Annotated in this window: 1 protein-coding gene; it reads left to right on the forward strand. The window is 37.5% G+C overall.

Annotation, left to right across the window (positions count from 1 at the left end; all coding sequences use genetic code 11):
- Positions 1-535, forward strand: a 535-nt coding sequence (locus tag AC1DUW_RS32150; RefSeq protein ID WP_477644626.1) for an RNA-guided endonuclease TnpB family protein, incomplete at both ends; no start/stop codon positions are given.

Below are 535 nucleotides of genomic sequence, written 5' to 3' on the forward strand. Positions count from 1 at the left end.
AAAACTCGGTCTAGTTCGTTTTGCTAAAAGCCGCGAAGTCGAAGGGCGAATCATCAATGCCACAATCAGGCGGAACCCTTCGGGTAAATATTTCATTTCCGTTTTAGCGGAAACCAATGTACAAGTACTTCCTAAAACGAATCGTTCGTGCGGTGTAGATGTTGGTTTGAAGAATTTTGCTATTCTTTCAGATGGTAYGGTCTATCAAAACCCAAAATTCTTCCRGACGGTCGAAAAGAAATTGGCCAAAGCACAACGGATTCTTTCAAGRCGACAAGAAATAGCYTTGAATCAAAATAAACCATTGGCTGAAGCCAAAAACTATCAAAAACAAAAACGAAAAGTGGCTATCCTACACGAAAAAATTTCAAATGCCCGAATGGATTACTTACATAAAGTTTCTACCGAAATCATCAAAAACCACGATGTTATTGGAATGGAARACTTGCAAGTGTCGAATATGATGAAAAATCACAAACTAGCTAAAGCTATTAGTGAAGTATCTTGGTACCAATTCAAAAAAATGTTGGAATAC

Source organism: Peribacillus sp. P4_C12, assembly GCF_056402095.1.